The sequence below is a fragment of the Mycobacteroides saopaulense genome (assembly GCF_001456355.1).
Taxonomy (GTDB): Bacteria; Actinomycetota; Actinomycetes; order Mycobacteriales; family Mycobacteriaceae; genus Mycobacterium; species Mycobacterium saopaulense.
On sequence record NZ_CP010271.1, the window covers coordinates 3,034,936 to 3,050,197 of the forward strand.

Annotated in this window: 16 protein-coding genes and 2 tRNA genes; 6 read left to right on the forward strand and 12 right to left on the reverse strand. The window is 64.7% G+C overall.

What is annotated here, in order from left to right:
• Positions 1–42: 42 nt before the first annotated feature.
• From MYCSP_RS15240 to leuC, 3 genes are all read right to left on the reverse strand, one after another.
• A complete protein-coding gene (locus tag MYCSP_RS15240) occupies positions 43–672 on the reverse strand; it encodes an HU family DNA-binding protein (protein WP_070909907.1) in 630 nt (209 codons plus the stop codon).
• 172 nt (positions 673–844) lie between these two features.
• Entirely contained in the window at positions 845–1,444 is a 600-nt protein-coding gene (gene leuD, locus MYCSP_RS15245) for a 3-isopropylmalate dehydratase small subunit (RefSeq protein ID WP_070909906.1), read from the reverse strand.
• A gap of 29 nt (positions 1,445–1,473) precedes the next feature.
• The gene (gene leuC, locus MYCSP_RS15250; protein WP_209435415.1) at positions 1,474–2,919 is read right to left on the reverse strand and encodes a 3-isopropylmalate dehydratase large subunit; all 1,446 of its coding nucleotides are present in this window, start codon (positions 2,917–2,919) and stop codon (positions 1,474–1,476) included.
• 49 nt (positions 2,920–2,968) lie between these two features.
• On the opposite strand from leuC, the gene MYCSP_RS15255 reads away from it, so the two are divergent.
• Genes MYCSP_RS15255 through MYCSP_RS15265 form a run of 3 tightly spaced genes read left to right on the forward strand, consistent with a single transcriptional unit; the run spans position 2,969 to position 4,489 of the window.
• Entirely contained in the window at positions 2,969–3,670 is a 702-nt protein-coding gene (locus tag MYCSP_RS15255) for an IclR family transcriptional regulator (protein ID WP_070909905.1), read from the forward strand.
• Between the two features lie 9 nt (positions 3,671–3,679).
• Positions 3,680–4,177: a pyridoxamine 5'-phosphate oxidase family protein gene (locus MYCSP_RS15260; protein WP_083019404.1), complete on the forward strand. Its 498-nt coding sequence runs from the start codon at positions 3,680–3,682 to the stop codon at positions 4,175–4,177.
• A gap of 9 nt (positions 4,178–4,186) precedes the next feature.
• Positions 4,187–4,489 carry a hypothetical protein gene (locus tag MYCSP_RS15265; RefSeq protein WP_088414212.1) on the forward strand — a complete coding sequence of 101 codons (303 nt, stop codon included), beginning with the start codon at positions 4,187–4,189 and terminating at the stop codon, positions 4,487–4,489.
• A gap of 15 nt (positions 4,490–4,504) precedes the next feature.
• On the opposite strand, the gene MYCSP_RS15270 is transcribed toward MYCSP_RS15265, so the two are convergent.
• From MYCSP_RS15270 to MYCSP_RS15290, 5 genes are all read right to left on the reverse strand, one after another.
• Positions 4,505–4,580: transfer RNA gene (locus MYCSP_RS15270), tRNA-Glu, on the reverse strand.
• Positions 4,581–4,675: 95 nt separating this feature from the next.
• A tRNA-Gln gene (locus MYCSP_RS15275) sits at positions 4,676–4,747 on the reverse strand.
• 78 nt (positions 4,748–4,825) lie between these two features.
• Positions 4,826–6,316 carry a glutamate--tRNA ligase gene (gltX, locus tag MYCSP_RS15280; RefSeq protein ID WP_083019407.1) on the reverse strand — a complete coding sequence of 497 codons (1,491 nt, stop codon included), beginning with the start codon at positions 6,314–6,316 and terminating at the stop codon, positions 4,826–4,828.
• A gap of 2 nt (positions 6,317–6,318) precedes the next feature.
• Positions 6,319–7,104: a fumarylacetoacetate hydrolase family protein gene (locus MYCSP_RS15285; RefSeq protein ID WP_070909901.1), complete on the reverse strand. Its 786-nt coding sequence runs from the start codon at positions 7,102–7,104 to the stop codon at positions 6,319–6,321.
• A 10-nt stretch (positions 7,105–7,114) separates the two neighbouring features.
• Positions 7,115–7,774, reverse strand: a complete 660-nt coding sequence (locus MYCSP_RS15290) for a TetR/AcrR family transcriptional regulator (RefSeq protein WP_070909900.1) — start codon at positions 7,772–7,774, stop codon at positions 7,115–7,117.
• A gap of 114 nt (positions 7,775–7,888) precedes the next feature.
• On the opposite strand from MYCSP_RS15290, the gene MYCSP_RS15295 reads away from it, so the two are divergent.
• Both MYCSP_RS15295 and MYCSP_RS15300 read left to right on the forward strand, forming a co-directional pair.
• On the forward strand, positions 7,889–9,118 hold the full coding sequence (locus MYCSP_RS15295; RefSeq protein ID WP_070909899.1) for an oxygenase MpaB family protein: 1,230 nt from the start codon (positions 7,889–7,891) through the stop codon (positions 9,116–9,118).
• A 52-nt stretch (positions 9,119–9,170) separates the two neighbouring features.
• The gene (locus MYCSP_RS15300) at positions 9,171–10,373 is read left to right on the forward strand and encodes an MFS transporter (protein WP_088414214.1); all 1,203 of its coding nucleotides are present in this window, start codon (positions 9,171–9,173) and stop codon (positions 10,371–10,373) included.
• Between the two features lie 53 nt (positions 10,374–10,426).
• On the opposite strand, the gene MYCSP_RS15305 is transcribed toward MYCSP_RS15300, so the two are convergent.
• The 4 genes from MYCSP_RS15305 to MYCSP_RS15320 all read right to left on the reverse strand — a co-directional run bounded on the left by MYCSP_RS15305 (position 10,427) and on the right by MYCSP_RS15320 (position 14,472).
• Complete coding sequence (locus MYCSP_RS15305) at positions 10,427–11,440, reverse strand: 3-isopropylmalate dehydrogenase (RefSeq protein ID WP_070909897.1); 1,014 nt, start codon at positions 11,438–11,440, stop codon at positions 10,427–10,429.
• Positions 11,437–13,026, reverse strand: coding sequence for a phosphoglycerate dehydrogenase (gene serA / locus MYCSP_RS15310; protein WP_070909896.1), 1,590 nt, complete (start codon positions 13,024–13,026; stop codon positions 11,437–11,439). The genes MYCSP_RS15305 and serA overlap by 4 nt, the downstream gene beginning before the upstream one ends.
• 49 nt (positions 13,027–13,075) lie before the next feature.
• Positions 13,076–13,726 carry a hypothetical protein gene (locus MYCSP_RS15315; protein ID WP_407661553.1) on the reverse strand — a complete coding sequence of 217 codons (651 nt, stop codon included), beginning with the start codon at positions 13,724–13,726 and terminating at the stop codon, positions 13,076–13,078.
• A 125-nt stretch (positions 13,727–13,851) separates the two neighbouring features.
• Complete coding sequence (locus MYCSP_RS15320; protein WP_157886192.1) at positions 13,852–14,472, reverse strand: hypothetical protein; 621 nt, start codon at positions 14,470–14,472, stop codon at positions 13,852–13,854.
• Between the two features lie 105 nt (positions 14,473–14,577).
• Between MYCSP_RS15320 and MYCSP_RS15325 the strand changes: the two genes are divergently transcribed.
• A complete protein-coding gene (locus MYCSP_RS15325; protein ID WP_088414218.1) occupies positions 14,578–15,261 on the forward strand; it encodes a LysM peptidoglycan-binding domain-containing protein in 684 nt (227 codons plus the stop codon).
• The last annotated feature ends 1 nt before the right edge of the window (position 15,262 follow it).

The window sequence follows — 15,262 nt, forward strand, 5'->3', positions numbered from 1 at the left end:
ATCGGGCCCCACCCGAAGGTGGGACCCGATGTTGACTTGAAACTACTTGCGGCCCTTCTTGGCGGGAGCCTTCTTGGCCGGGGCCTTCTTGGCGGGAGCCTTGGTCGCAGCCTTCTTGGCCGGAGCCTTGGTCACGGCCTTCTTGACCGGGGCCTTCTTGGCGGGAGCAGCCTTCTTGACGACTGCCTTCTTCACAGGCGCAGCCTTCTTGACCACTGCCTTCTTGACCGGGGCCTTCTTGGCGGGAGCAGCCTTCTTGACGACTGCCTTCTTCACAGGCGCAGCCTTCTTGGCCGGAGCCTTCTTGGCCGGGGCGGCCTTCTTGGCGGCGGCACGCTTGGCCGGGGCGGCGGTGGAACCACGCTTCACAGCGGGGCCGTCGGCCGGAAGCTTCTGCGAGCCAGAGACAACCGCCTTGAACTGTGCACCGGGACGGAACGTCGGAACCGACGTCGGCTTCACCTTGACGGTCTCACCGGTGCGCGGGTTGCGGGCGACACGCGCGGCGCGACGGCGCTGCTCGAAAACGCCAAATCCGGTGATTGTCACGCTCTCACCCTTGTGCACGGTGCGAACGATGGTGTCGACGACGTGCTCCACCGCAGCGGTGGCTTGCCGGCGATCCGAGCCCAACTTCTGTGTCAGAACGTCGATGAGCTCTGCTTTGTTCATGTAAAACCCTCCGAAGCCAGTGGTCCACTTTGAACCGACTTCGAACACGGTAAACCCAACTGCACGTGATTTCCAAGTGCCACGCGTAATTTCGGCAAAATTCTCTGAGCTTCTTTACGGGCCATATGCCGACCAAAAGGAATGCCCTTGCCCCCCAAGGGCGCCCAATCAGCTACTCAGAAGGCTCCAAAGTACGGGGTTTGAACTCCGGCCGAGCGGCCTCAAAAGCCGCAATTTCGTCGACTTTTCGCAGCGTAAGGCCTATATCGTCCAAGCCTTCGAGTAGCCGCCACCGCGTGTAGTCGTCAATCTCAAACGGCACCACCGCCGTTCCGGCAGTCACCGTTCGATCCTCAAGATTCACAGTGAGTTCCAAACCTGGATTCTGCTCGATGAGCTTCCACAGCAGCTCGATGTCGGACTGACCGACCAGTCCCGCCAGCAGACCGGCCTTACCGGCGTTGCCCCGGAAGATATCTCCGAAACGGGACGAAAGTACTACTCGAAATCCGTAGTCCATCAAGGCCCAGACCGCGTGCTCACGGGATGATCCGGTGCCGAATTCGGGCCCGGCGACCAGAACGCTGCCCCGGTTGAACGGTTCCAGATTGAGAATGAACGAGGGATCGGTCCGCCAGCCGGCGAAGAGCCCGTCCTCGAAACCCGTTCGGGTGACACGCTTGAGGTACACCGCCGGGATGATCTGGTCGGTATCCACGTTGGAACGACGCAGCGGCACACCAATTCCGGTGTGGGTGTCGAATGCCTCCACTATTTCCTCCTGTGCCTTTTGGCAGGCGCCTATTTTACGGATTTTGCCAAATCAGCTGGCGATGAGAGCTTTCCCCTCACCGCGGTCGCGGCGGCGACAGTCGGCGAGACCAGGTGTGTCCGGCCGCCCTTGCCCTGGCGCCCCTCGAAATTTCGGTTCGACGTCGACGCGCACCGCTGCCCCGGGGACAACTGATCGGGATTCATTCCCAGGCACATCGAACAGCCCGCCTGACGCCACTGAGCGCCCGCGGCGATGAAAATCTCGCCCAGCCCCTCGGATTCGGCCTGCGCACGCACCCGCATCGAACCCGGAACGATCAGCATGGTGACACCCTCGGCCACCTTCCGGTCCCGCAGCACGTCGGCCACCGCCCGTAGATCTTCGATCCGCCCGTTGGTGCACGATCCGACAAAGACGGTGTCCACCGGGATCTCACGCATGGGCGTACCCGGGGTGAGATCCATATAGGTCAGCGCCTTCTCGGCAGCCAGCCGCTCCTCTTCGTCGACCATCTGCTCCGGATCGGGCACGTCGGCCCCCAGGGGCACCCCCTGCCCCGGGTTGGTGCCCCAGGTGACAAAGGGTGTCAAGGTACTGGCATCGATGTGCACTTCCGCGTCGAATTGGGCACCTTCGTCGGTGCGCAGCGAGTCCCATTCGGCCACAGCGGCATCCCACAGCTCGCCCTTGGGCGCGTGCGGGCGGTCCTTGAGGTAGGCGTAGGTGGTCTCGTCGGGGGCCACCATGCCGGCTCGGGCACCGGCCTCAATAGACATATTGCACATAGTCATTCGGGCCTCCATCGACATCTCCTCGACGGCCCGTCCGCGGTACTCCAGGACATACCCTTGGCCGCCACCGGTACCGATCTTGGCGATGACCGCCAGAATGACGTCCTTGCTGGTAACGCCCTTCGGCAGGCTGCCGTCGATGTTGATGGCCATGGTCCGAAATGGTTTCAGCGGCAAGGTCTGCGTGGCCATGACGTGCTCGACCTCGGAGGTTCCGATGCCCATCGCCAGCGCTCCGAAGGCGCCGTGCGTGGAGGTGTGGCTGTCCCCGCAGACGACCGTGGTGCCCGGTTGAGTCAAACCCAGCTGCGGACCGACCACGTGCACGATGCCCTGTTCGGCGTCTCCCATCGGGTGCAGGCGGATGCCGAATTCTTTGCAATTGCGTCGCAGCGTCTCCACCTGGGTGCGCGACACCGGATCGGCGATCGGCTTGTCGACGTCGATCGTCGGCACGTTGTGGTCTTCGGTCGCGATCGTCAGATCCGGCCGACGCACGGGGCGCCCGGCCAACCGCAGGCCGTCGAACGCCTGCGGACTGGTCACCTCATGGACCAGATGCAGATCGATGTAGATGAGGTCGGGCTCACGAGCTGCACCCTCACCGGTTCCGCGTACCACTACGTGGGAGTCCCAGACCTTCTCTGCCAGGGTCCTGGGCTGTTGGACACTAGTCATCATTGGCTCCGTACTCATTGCGTCTCAATATTTGGAACGTTAGTATCGTCCTGTGAGACAGCATAGCGGCATCGGCGTCCTCGACAAAGCGGTGCAGGTCCTGACGGCCATAGGCGACTCGCCCTGCGGGCTCGCGGAATTGTGCGAGCGCACGGGGCTCCCCCGTGCCACTGCACATCGACTGGCGGCGGGGCTGGAGGTCCACCGACTGCTGTCACGTGACGGAGACGGGCAGTGGCAGCTCGGCGCCGGGCTGACCGAACTCGCCGCGCACGTCAACGATCCGCTGCTGAGCGCCAGCGCTCAGGTACTGCCGAAGCTGCGCGAGATCACCGGGGAGAGCGTGCAGCTCTACCGACAGGAAGGCACCGTACGCATCTGCGTGGCGGCGCTCGAACCTCCGGCAGGGCTTCGCGATACCGTGCCGGTCGGCTCGCGCCTGCCGATGTCGGCGGGATCGGGCGCCAAAGTACTACTTGCCCACAGTGATTCGGCCACCCAGGCGGCGGTGCTGCCCGGCGCCACGTTCACCGAACGCGCGCTGGCCGATGTGCGCAAGCGGGGCTGGGCGCAGAGCGCGGCCGAGCGCGAGGCGGGCGTGGCCAGCGTCTCTGCCCCCGTCCGCGATCGGCACGGCAATGTCATTGCCGCGATATCGGTTTCCGGCCCGATTGACCGGATGGGCCGACGGCCGGGGGCGCGCTGGGCGGCCGATCTCGTTGCCGCCTCCGAGGCGATAACAGCCCGGCTTTAAGCTCCGAATATGGGAAGCAATCAGCGCTCGCAGATCGTCATGTCCGACGACGAGATCACCGAGTTCATCAACAACTCACGCACCACGACCATGGCCACCATCGGCGCCAACGGGCAGCCGCACCTGATCGCCATGTGGTACGCGGTACTCGACGGCGAGCTATGGTTCGAGACCAAGGCCAAGTCGCAGAAGGTGGTCAACCTCAAGCGCAACCCCACCATCACTTGCCTCATCGAGGACGGGCTGACCTACGACACCCTGCGCGGGGTATCCATCGAAGGTCAGGCCGAGATCGTCGAGGATCCCGACGCACTGTTCCAGGTGGGTATCAGCGTCTTCGAGCGCTACACCGCGCCGTACACAGAAGAGATGAAACCGTTCGTCGAGGCGATGCTCAACAAGCGCATCGCGGTCCGAGTGCGCCCGACCCGCATCCGGTCCTGGGATCACCGCAAGCTCGGCCTGCCCGCGATGCCGCTCGGCGGCTCGACGACGCCGCAGCAGTAGGCGCCGGCGGTGGGCCAGCTCGCACGCGATGCGTTCGACTCTTTCCGCGAGGGTCTGCGGCATAAGAAGATCAAACGGCCATTGAGCAACGCGCTGGTCCATCACCTCGACACCGGCGAGCCGGCCGGACCACACGATGACCGGATCCGTGAATTATGTGCCGAGACCCTCGACATCGACGTGGACGTGGAGAAGGCAGGCGCGCATCAGGCCCGCAAGTTCGTGATCTGGACCCTGCGTGGCCGCCACCCGGAATTGACCGAGGAAGCGCTGCGCGTATTGGGTGATTACCGCGCCGAGAGCTGGCGATAGGTCTCGCAAGAGAACTGGTACCCCCGATGGGATTCGAACCCACGCTACCGCCGTGAGAGGGCGGCGTCCTAGGCCGCTAGACGACGGGGGCTAGAACATTTCGTGCACTGCGCGTGGCGCGCAGACTTGACAGTCTAGCTCACCGGCGCACATCCACCAAATCACTTGCCGTGCAAATGATTTGCGCTGGGGTACCAGGACTCGAACCTAGAATGGCGGTACCAGAAACCGCTGTGTTGCCAATTACACCATACCCCAATGGCTTCGCAGAACCGCAGGTCAGCGTGCCGACAGCGGACTTTGGAGCCGACGAGCAGACTACCAAACCAAGGGCGATTAACCCGAATCGGTTTGGCCCTCCACCTCATTTTCCCAGGTCCGGGCGTTTCGCAGCCGCTGCAGGGTGCGCGCGGAGCCCAGTAGTTCCATCGATTCGAACAGCGGAGGGCTAACCGTCGCACCGGTCACCGCGACGCGCAGCGGCCCGAATGCCTTCCGGGGTTTGAGTTCGAGCCCCTCGACGAGCGCGCTCTTGAGCGCCTCCTCGATGGCCTGAGTGGTCCACGCATCAAGCGACTCCAGCGCGCCGATCGCGGCGTCCAAGACAGGTACAGAGGCCTCCCCCAACTCCTTGCGTGCCGAGCCGGGGTCGATGGCGTACACATCGTCGTTGAGGAACTTCAGCAGACCCCAAGCATCTCCCAGCACCACGATGCGCGTCTGCACCAGGTCCGCCGCCACCGTGAAGGCGCTCTCATCGAGTCCCAGCTCGTACCCATGGCCGGTGAAGAAGGTCTGCAGCCGTGCCACGAACTCCTCCGGGGCCAACAACCGGATGTGCTCGGCATTGATGGCGTCGGCCTTCTTCTGGTCGAACCGCGCCGGATTCGAATTGACATCGGTGACGTCAAAGGCGGCGACCATCTCTTGCAGGCTGAAAATGTCGTGATCGTCGGCGATCGACCACCCCAGCAGTGCAAGGTAATTCAGCAGCCCCTCGGGGATGAAACCCCGATCGCGGTGCAGAAACAGGTTGGACTGCGGATCACGCTTGGATAGCTTCTTGGTGCCCTCACCCAGCACCGAGGGCAGGTGTGCGAACGTCGGAATCGACTCGGCCACCCCCACCCGGATCATGGCCTCATACAAGGCGATCTGCCTGGGGGTCGATGGCAGCAGGTCCTCACCGCGCAGCACGTGGGTGATCTTCATCAGGGCGTCGTCGACCGGGTTCACCAAGGTGTACAACGGATCTCCATTGCCGCGGGTCAGCGCGAAATCGGGCACCACGCCGGCCGCGAAGGTGGTCTCCCCGCGCACCAAGTCATTCCAGGTGATGTCGTGATCGGGCATGCGTAGCCGCACGACGGGGTTGCGGCCCTCTGCCCGGAAGGCCGCACGCTGCTCGTCGGTGAGATCGCGGTCGTAATTGTCGTACCCCAGTTTGGGATTGCGCCCCGCCGCGAGGTGGCGAGCCTCCACCTCTTCCGGCGTGGAGAATGCCTCATAGGCCTCCCCCGCCTCCAGCAGCTTGCGCACCACATCGAGGTGCAGTTCCTTACGCTGCGACTGCCGATACGGCGCGTAAGGGCCACCGACCTCGGGGCCCTCGTCCCAGTCCAGGCCCAACCACCGCAAGGCGTCCAGGATCGCCAGATAGCTCTCTTCACTGTCGCGCCCGGCGTCGGTGTCCTCGATGCGGAACACGAAGTCGCCTCCGCAGTGTCGGGCGTACGCCCAGTTGAACAGCGCGGTCCGGATCAGACCGACGTGCGGGGTACCCGTCGGCGACGGACAGAAACGTACCCGGACTTTAGTGTCGCTCACTCTTACTTCGCCTTCCGCACAACAGGATTGGACAGGGTTCCGATGCCTTCGATCGTGACGCTCACGGTGTCGCCGTCGACGATGGGCCCGACGCCCTCGGGCGTTCCGGTGAGGATCACGTCGCCGGGCAGCAGGGTCATGACCGCGGAGACCCATTCCACGATCGCTCCCACATCGTGCAACAGCAACGAGGTGCGGCTGAGCTGCCTGACCTCTCCGTTGACCTCGGTACGGATCTCCAGGTCCGACGGGTCCAGATCGGTGACGATCCACGGCCCCAGCGGGCAGAACGTGTCGTGACCCTTCGCTCGGGTCCACTGACCGTCGGCGCGCTGATGATCGCGCGCCGAGACGTCGTTGCCGATCGTGTAACCCAGGATGTTCTCGGCCGCCCGGGCGGCGGGAACGTCCTTGCAGGGCCGGCCGATCACGATGGCCAGCTCACCTTCGTGGTGCACCTCGGATGCGCTGGGCGGCAATTGGATCGGCAAGCCGGGTCCGATGATCGAGGTGTTGGGCTTGATGAAGATCACCGGCGACTCCGGTGGCGCGCCGCCCATTTCGGCAGCGTGGGCCGCGTAGTTCTTACCCATGGCCACCACCTTGCTGGCCAGGATCGGTGCCAGCAGCCTGACGTCGGCGAGCGGCCACTGGCGCCCGGTGAAGGTGGGGGTCCCGAAGGGATGCTCGGCGATCTCACGAGCGGTCGCTGATTCTTCCCTGCCGTCGCCTCCCTCGATACTGACGAAGGCGACACCGTCTGGGCTGGCAATACGTCCTAGGCGCATTTACATGAGCCTAGTTGCCGGGCTTTGCGGCTTCCTCGCTGTCCTCATGTTGGTCCTCGCGGATGTTGGCCCGAGTGACCAACGCCACGAGGAAATCCTCCAACCGGTCGTGGGTGATGTCGAGTTCGCCGCGAAACCAGGTGGTCACCAGGTCCAGTCCCCCGGAAACCAGCGTGAAGGTGGCCAGGTCCAAGTCGGGATCCAGCGCATCGTCGGCGGGAAGCAGCAGGCGTCCCTGATCCGCCATCACCTGCGCCAGGGTTTTGACCAGGTCTCGTCTACGTGCGGCCAAGCCCTCGGTGGCCTGCGATTCGACCAACAGCCTGCCCCGGCGAGGGTCGGCCGTGAGGAATCTCAGGCCACTGCCCACAGCCGCACGCGTGCGCACCACCGGGTCGGTGGATGCCGAACTCTTCGCGATGGCCTCGATGATGGCGGCCGATCCCGCGAGCATTTGTTCGTCGAGCATCGCCAGCACCAATTCGTCGGTGCTGCGGAAGCTCTCGTAGAAGTATCGATCGTTGAGCCGGGCCTCCGCGCACACACCGCGCACCGTGAGGCCCTTGACGCCGTTGCTTGCGACCAAGTCCAGCGCGGCATCCAGCAGCGCCGCGCGCCGTCGCGCGCGTCGTTCACCGGATGTGGCACCGCCATAGGTCCGGGATGGCATCTGCCGATTGTCGCACTTTGACCCTTGACCTCATGGCATTTTCTGGTGATGATTCTCACCAGATGGTGAGTCGTGTCACCAGATAGCCGCTTTCAACGACGAAAGGACGTCTTGATGGAGTCGAAGATGGCTTCGACCTGGCAGAAGCTGCCCAACCCGCCGCAACTTCGCGAGTTCCCGTTCAACGTGTTCACCCGCTTTCTCCCCGGGCGGGATATTCGGGCGACCGCCGAACAGCACGAGTCATTCCGGCGCTTCGCGCACGTGGGCGATCCGCTCGCCGACGCTGTCGTGGCGATGTTCGCCCGCTTCCCCGCCGGCCAGGGGCGGCGCATGTTCGAAATCGCCATCGAAGAGGGCATCGACGCGGTCGAGAACCCGCCCGAGGAACTGATCGCATTCTTCGAGCAGATCGACGACCGGCCCTACTGGCTCGACGACAAGAAGCTCGACGTGGCCGCCCGGGTCAGCATGCGCACCGGTCTGTTGGGCCTGGGGCTGGCACTGCCCGGCCTCGCGCTGACCGGCGGGTACCTCGCGTCCCGTGCCGACAAGCCCCTCGTCGGCACGGGCAATCTCAATCTCCAGGCGATGGCCCCACGCAGACTCCTGGAAACCGGGCAGTGGCTCGTCGACGTCACCTCCCCCGGCGGGCTGGACCGATACTCGGCCGGGTTCAAGGGAATTCTGCGAGTCCGCTTGATGCACGCACTGGTTCGCGGCGCCATGAATCGGCGCGACGACTGGGACTACGAGGCGTGGGACGCGCCCGTCAATCAGATCCAACTCGCGGGCACGCTCATGTTGTTCTCGCTGGCCAACCTCGCCGGATGCCAGGCCATGGGAATGAGCTTCTCGGATACCGAACGTGAGGCCGTGTTCCACTTCTGGAGATATGTGGGACTGCTCATGGGAATTCATCCCGAGCTGGTCCCCACCAACGAGGAAGACACCTGGCGCCTGTTCTGGCTGGAGGCCGCCACCGAATTCCTACCCGATGGCGATTCCTACGCCCTCACCCAAGCACTCCATGGCGCGATGCCCGATGACCCGCTGCCGGTACGGATCGCGCGTGTGTACTTGTCCTCGTACAGCCGGCTAATCCTCGGAAAGACACACGCCGACAGCCTGGGCCTGCCGAACAACAGACCGATGCAGGCCGCGGTGGTGGGCACCTCGGTGGCGAACTGGTTCTTCGAGCGTCGCAACATCCTGCCGGGGATGACGCGCATCAGTGAGGAGATTGGGCACTTCACCCGACGCAAATTCGTCGCACAGGGCATGTCGCAGACGGGTGGCGACCGCACGTACCGCCGTCACGACAAGCTCGCGACGGCGAGCTAGATATCCCATATTATGAGATACCCATTCAATAATTTGGGATAGGTGTGGAACCATGGTGACCATGGTTCGCGTCGATGAGGTTGGTACAGCGCGCCGTTGGGCGATGCTGGCCATTGCCCTGGGGTCCACAGCCGGAGCGAATGTCTTCATCAACGGTGTGGCATTCCTCATTCCGGCCCTGCACACCGAGCGCGGGCTCGACCTCGCCAACGCGGGACTACTGTCTGCCATGCCCAGCTTCGGCATGGTGCTGACGCTGATCGCGTGGGGTGCGCTCATCGACAAGTTCGGTGAACGCCTCGCCTTGGTGAGCGGTCTGGCGCTCACCGCCGTGGCCGCGTTCGCGGCTGCCGAATCACCGTCGCTGACCGTGACCGGCGGTTTCCTGCTGTTGGGCGGCGCTGCTGCGGCGGCGTGCAATTCGGCCAGCGGTCGTGTGGTGGTCGGCTGGTTCCCGCCGCATCAGCGCGGGACGGTGATGGGCATTCGACAGATGGCCCAGCCACTAGGCGTGGCCGTCGGCGCGCTCGTCATTCCACGCATCGCTCAAAGCCATGGTGTGGCAACAGCATTGTTGTTCCCCGCGATTGTGTGTGCAGTGTCTTCCGTGGTCTGTCTGATGGGGATCATCGACCCGCCCCGGCCGGCGCGGTCGGAAGCGCCCGAGCAGCATCTGGCCAACCCCTACCGCGGATCCCGAGTGCTCTGGCTCATCCATGGCGTGTCGGTGCTCTTGGTGGTTCCGCAGGTGGTGGTGTGGACCTTCACGCTGGTGTGGCTGGTCACCGACAGGGGCTGGAGCATCGGCGCGGCCAGCGTGATGGTCACCGTGGCGCAGCTGATCGGCGCGCTGGGCCGGGTGGCGGCCGGAATGTGGTCGGACCGCTGGGGATCACGCATGCGACCCATCCGTGTGATAGCGCTGGCGGCCTCGGCGACCATGGCACTGTTGGCCATCACCAATCAACTCGACTGGTCGATCAGCGTCGTCGTCATGCTGGTCGCGTCGGTGATCACCGTGTCCGACAACGGGTTGGCGTACACCTCCATCGCCGAGATCGCCGGCCCGTTCTGGAGCGGGCGCGCTCTCGGCGCGCAGAACACCGGCCAGCTGCTGGCGGCCGCCGTCGCACCGCCCGTCTTCGGGGCGATCGCCGGTGCCGCCGGCTTCACGGCCGCCTTCGCGGTGTGCGCGGTGTTCCCCTTGGTGGCAGTCGGTGTGGTACCGGTGAAACTGGAGCGCCCCGCCCTCTAATGCCGAATGCGAGCCTGACGCGGATTCCGGGTCAGGCTCGCACTCGGTCAGGACTACAGGAAGCTGGCGATCCGATCGCCGGTGGCCGAGGTGGACAGCTTCTCCTCACCCCGGCTGGCCAGGTGCTGCTCGACAGCCTTCTCCACGCGCGCCGCGGCCTCGGTCTCACCGAGGTGGTTCAGCAGCAGCGAGACCGACACGACCGCCGCGGTGGGATCGGCGATGCCCTGGCCCGCGATGTCCGGGGCACTGCCGTGCACGGGCTCGAACATCGACGGGTTCTTGCCCGAGCCGTCGATGTTTCCGCTTGCCGCCAAGCCGATTCCGCCGGTAACGGCCGCGGTCAGGTCGGTGATGATGTCGCCGAACAGGTTGTCGGTGACGATGACGTCGAAGCGGCCCGGATCGGTCACCATGTGGATGGTGGCGGCGTCGATGTGCTGATACGACACCGTGACATCCGGGTGCTCGGCAGCCACCTCGTTGACCGTGCGCGTCCACAACGTGCCCGCGTACTTGAGCACGTTGTTCTTGTGCACCAGCGTCAGATTCTTGCTACGGGCCTCGGCACGCTGGAAGGCGTTGCGCACCACGCGCTCCACGCCAAACCGGGTGTTGAGGCTGACCTCGGTGGCCACCTCGTGCGGGGTGTCGACGCGGATGGCGCCGCCGTTGCCGGTGTACGGCCCCTCGGTGCCCTCACGCACGACCACGAGGTCGATGGCGGGGTTCCCGACCAGTGGGCCGGTGACGCCGGGATACAGCTTGGCGGGGCGCAGGTTGATGTGGTGATCGAGCGCAAAGCGGGTGTTCAGCAGCAGACCGCGCTCCAGCACACCGCTGGGGACGGCCGGATCGCCAATGGCGCCAAGCAGAATGGCGTCATGCCCGCGAAGCTCGTCGAGCACCGAATCGGGCATCAGCTCGCCGGTGGCCAGGTAGCGGCGCGCACCCAGGTCATACTCGGTCTTCTCTACCCCTGGCAGCACGGCGTCGAGCACCTTGACGGCCTCACCGATGACCTCGGGTCCGATGCCATCGCCGGCAATGATCGCGAGCTTGGTCATGAAAGGTCCACCAGCTCAAGGGTTGTCGCACCAACAGCGGCGCGGATTTCGTCCAGTACGGCATCCGGCGCGGTGCGGTCCAGCCGCAGGATGATGGTGGCCGCCTCACCGGAGGCGTCCTGGCTCAGCTGCGCGGCTTGGATGTTGACCTCGGCGCTGCCCAGTACGGTGCCGATCTTGCCCAGGGCACCGGGCACGTCGGCGTAGTTGATGACGAGGTTCACACCCGCGGCGCGCAGATCGAAGTTGCGGCCGTTGATCTGAACGATCTTCTGCACCAGCTGCGGGCCGGACAGCGTCCCGGCCACGTTGATCACCGAGCCGTCGGCATACACGGCGCGCACGTCGACGACGCTGCGGTGGTTGGGGCTCTCGGTGGCCGTGCTGATCTCCGCACTCACGCCACGCTCTTCGGCGATCGACGGCGCGTTCACGAAGGTCACCTGGTCCTCGATCACCGAGGAGAAGAGTCCACGCAGCGCCGAGAGCTTGAGCACCGCAACATCTTCGGAAGCGAGCTCACCGCGCACGTCGACGGACAACGAGGTGGGCAGCTGCTCGGAGACGGCGCCGATGAGCACGCCGAGCTTGCGAACGACCTCAAGCCACGGCGCCACCTCTTCGCTGACGACTCCCCCGCCCACGTTGACGGCGTCGGGCACGAACTCGCCCGCCAGGGCCAGCTGCACGCTCGCAGCCACATCGGTACCGGCACGGTCCTGCGCCTCGCTGGTCGAGGCACCCAGGTGCGGGGTCACCACAACCTGGTCGAGTTCGAAGAGCGGGCTGTCGGTGCACGGCTCGGTGGCGAACACGTCGAGTCCGGCGCCGCGGACGTGACCGCTGCGGATGGCATCGGCCAGCGCAGCCTCGTCGATGAGCCCGCCGCGTGCGGCGTTGACGATGATGACGCCCGGCTTGGTCTTGGCCAGCGCTTCCTTGCCGATGAGGCCCGCGGTCTCGGGGGTCTTGGGCAGGTGCACCGAGATGAAATCTGCCCGACCCAAAAGTTCGTCGAGAGTCAGCAGTTCGATGCCGAGCTGAGCGGCACGGGCGGCCGAGACGTAGGGGTCGTAGGCGACGATATGCGTCCCGAACGCCGCAAGGCGCTGCGCGAAGAGCTGGCCGATGCGGCCCAGGCCCACCACGCCGACGGTCTTGCCGAAGATCTCGGTGCCGTTGAACGACGAGCGCTTCCAGGTGTGCGCCTTCAGCGAGGCGTCGGCGGCCGGGATCTGTCGCGCGGTGGACAGCAGCAGAGTCACGGCGTGCTCGGCGGCACTGTGGATGTTCGAGGTGGGCGCGTTGACCACCAGGACACCGCGGGCGGTCGCGGCTTTGACGTCGACATTGTCGAGTCCGACGCCTGCGCGCGCGACGATCTTGAGCTTGGTGCCGGCGGCCAATACCTCGGCGTCCACGGTGGTCGCCGAACGCACCAGCAGCGCGTCAGCGTCGGGCACCGCGGCCAGCAGCGCGGGGCGATCGGGGCCGTCGACCCAGCGCACCTCCACACCATCTCCGAGTGCTTCGACGGTCGACTGGGCAAGTTTGTCGGCAATCAACACGACTGGACGTTCGCTCACGTCGTCACAGCCTAGTGTGAGCCGCGACGAGGCTTACATCACACCTGGTCTAGTACCCGATCCGGGTCGCCTCGGCGCGCAGGGCCGTGATGTCCGGAGCTGGATGAAACGCACGGACGAGTTCATCGGTAAGCGACGCCTGATTCATGACCCGCTGGACCGCGACCTCGGCGATGACGTGTCCCGGCGCCGGGTACTGCCATTCCAACTCCTTGGATGCCGTCCATTCAACAAGCGGACCGAACAAACCCTCGCCGCCATCCCCCTGGTATCCCCATTGGGTTGGCTTGGGTTTCCCGTGGCGCCACGCGGTGTCTGCCGCTCCGCACCACACACAGACCGTCATCTGTGGAGCGCTGTCGTAGTGGTCGTACAGGTCGGGGTTTTTCAGATCCGACGTGAACGGCTCCGGCAGATCACCGATGAGACCTGGCCAGTAGTCGTCTTCGTTGTAGGTACTCAAATCTGAGTCGTGGGCGAAACCGCGGATGAAGACACCGGCCGTGTTCGAGAAGATGATCGACCACTCGTCACCGCCGCCGTTCGTGTACTTCACCAGATCATCACCGGGACGCCAATTCGGTTGATAGACAGTGCCGATATCGCCCCTGGTAAGCGGCTTCCCCTCCACCAACGCATCGAGCATCGACACCACCCGACAACGCCGCTGTAGCTCGGTTGGACTCGGGAGCTTCGTCACGAACTCCTCCACACTGCTCGCTGCGACCCGGGCGGCTGCTCGAGGAGGCGCCTTCGAGCACCCCGACAGAACCATGCCCGCTGCGACAGTGACCCCCACAGCAAGAAAATCTCGGCGTTGGATCATCAGAAGACCCAGCTGCCTTTCGGGTCCAACACGAAGCCATGATCACGCGAGCCGTCTGTGGTTCCGATGTGAAGAAGGCATGCCGTCATGCCCTGGCCATCCACAGCGCAGGCCGCGGTGTCGCCTTCGAAACCACTCTGTGTGAGCACCTGCATCGCCCCCAACGGCCTGAAATCACGGCCCTGCGCATATGTGTCGGTCGAGGCCAGGAATCGCGCCGACTTATCGCCCCAGATCGCGTAAACCTCCTGCTCACCGTGCGGCGTTGCAGGGAGCTGGCCCCAACAACCAGCCTCCGATGCACCGTCTCCCTTGCCTGAGTTCCCAACGCGCATCCGGCAGTTGAGCCCGTCGGGGGTCTGGAAGGCTAGGTAGCCAGTGCCGTCGCTGAACTTGGCGGCGTCGCCTGGGTCGAAAGCGCCTTTCGCGCTCCACTTCTCTCCGACCTCCGTATAACCACTCAGGCTGGGAAACCGGTGGTGCCATGCCGGCACGGCAACCGACCGCGTCGTTCCACTGGTCGGTCCAGACACGGCCTCAGGACCGGGCGCCGGGGTGCAGGCCGCCACTGCACAGATCGCGGCGATCCACGTGATGCACGGCACCGGAGATTCACCCACCAGCTAAGTCAACACCACAAGCTTGTCGCAAATCCAGCAAAGTCTCAAAAATGAGGTAATGCACTACTCACGCCGATGCAGCCGCGATGAACCACGCTCGGGTACATGACTGAAACACATGTACTCCCCGTCAGTGGCCAATACACCGTCCGCGGTGGTGACACCCTGTGGAAACTGTCCGAGATGTTCTATGGCGACGGGCGTCGCTACCGGGTGATCTCCGTGGTCAACGACCTCCCCGATCCGAATCTCATCGCGGTGGGGCAGGAACTGGAAATCCCGTACGTCACCTACCGCTACCAGGTGAAGGCAGGCGACACCAAGGGGAAGATCGCCGAACATTTCTACGGCAGCTTCTCGATGAGCGGGGTGTTCGAAAGTCCGAGCGGCGTATCGCAGCGCGACCTGATCGTCGGTGAATGGCTGCTGATGCCCGACCTCGCCAATGTTGGACACCACACCGTGGTGCCCGGCGAGACGCTGCAGGTGCTCGCCGATCGCTGGTACGGCGATTGGTCGCTGTGGGTGATCATCGCCATCGCCAATCAGCTCAGCGGTGACGACCCCGAACCCGGCACGGTGCTGATCCAGCCGCGGCTCAACCGGCGCCACACCGTCGTCTCCGACGACACGCTCTGGAAGCTGGCGCAGGAGAACTACGGCGACTACAACACCGCGCGGACGCAGATCGCGGTCCAGATGGTGGCGGCGGCCAACCTGATCGAGAACCCCGATCACCTCACCGTGGGGCAGGTCATCTACTTCCCCTCCATCGACCTGGGCAGCTGAA

Excerpts from the sequence above, each read along its gene's own strand:
- MYCSP_RS15295 (WP_070909899.1), top strand. The coding sequence starts at position 7,889 with ATGGAGTCGAAGATGGCTTCGACCTGGCAGAAGCTGCCCAACCCGCCG.
- MYCSP_RS15240 (WP_070909907.1), bottom strand. The coding sequence starts at position 672 with ATGAACAAAGCAGAGCTCATCGACGTTCTGACACAGAAGTTGGGCTCG.
- MYCSP_RS15300 (WP_088414214.1), top strand. The coding sequence starts at position 9,171 with ATGGTGACCATGGTTCGCGTCGATGAGGTTGGTACAGCGCGCCGTTGG.
- MYCSP_RS15325 (WP_088414218.1), top strand. The coding sequence starts at position 14,578 with ATGACTGAAACACATGTACTCCCCGTCAGTGGCCAATACACCGTCCGC.
- leuC (WP_209435415.1), bottom strand. The coding sequence starts at position 2,919 with ATGATGACTAGTGTCCAACAGCCCAGGACCCTGGCAGAGAAGGTCTGG.
- MYCSP_RS15290 (WP_070909900.1), bottom strand. The coding sequence starts at position 7,774 with ATGCCATCCCGGACCTATGGCGGTGCCACATCCGGTGAACGACGCGCG.
- MYCSP_RS15305 (WP_070909897.1), bottom strand. The coding sequence starts at position 11,440 with ATGACCAAGCTCGCGATCATTGCCGGCGATGGCATCGGACCCGAGGTC.
- MYCSP_RS15285 (WP_070909901.1), bottom strand. The coding sequence starts at position 7,104 with ATGCGCCTAGGACGTATTGCCAGCCCAGACGGTGTCGCCTTCGTCAGT.
- MYCSP_RS15260 (WP_083019404.1), top strand. The coding sequence starts at position 3,680 with ATGGGAAGCAATCAGCGCTCGCAGATCGTCATGTCCGACGACGAGATC.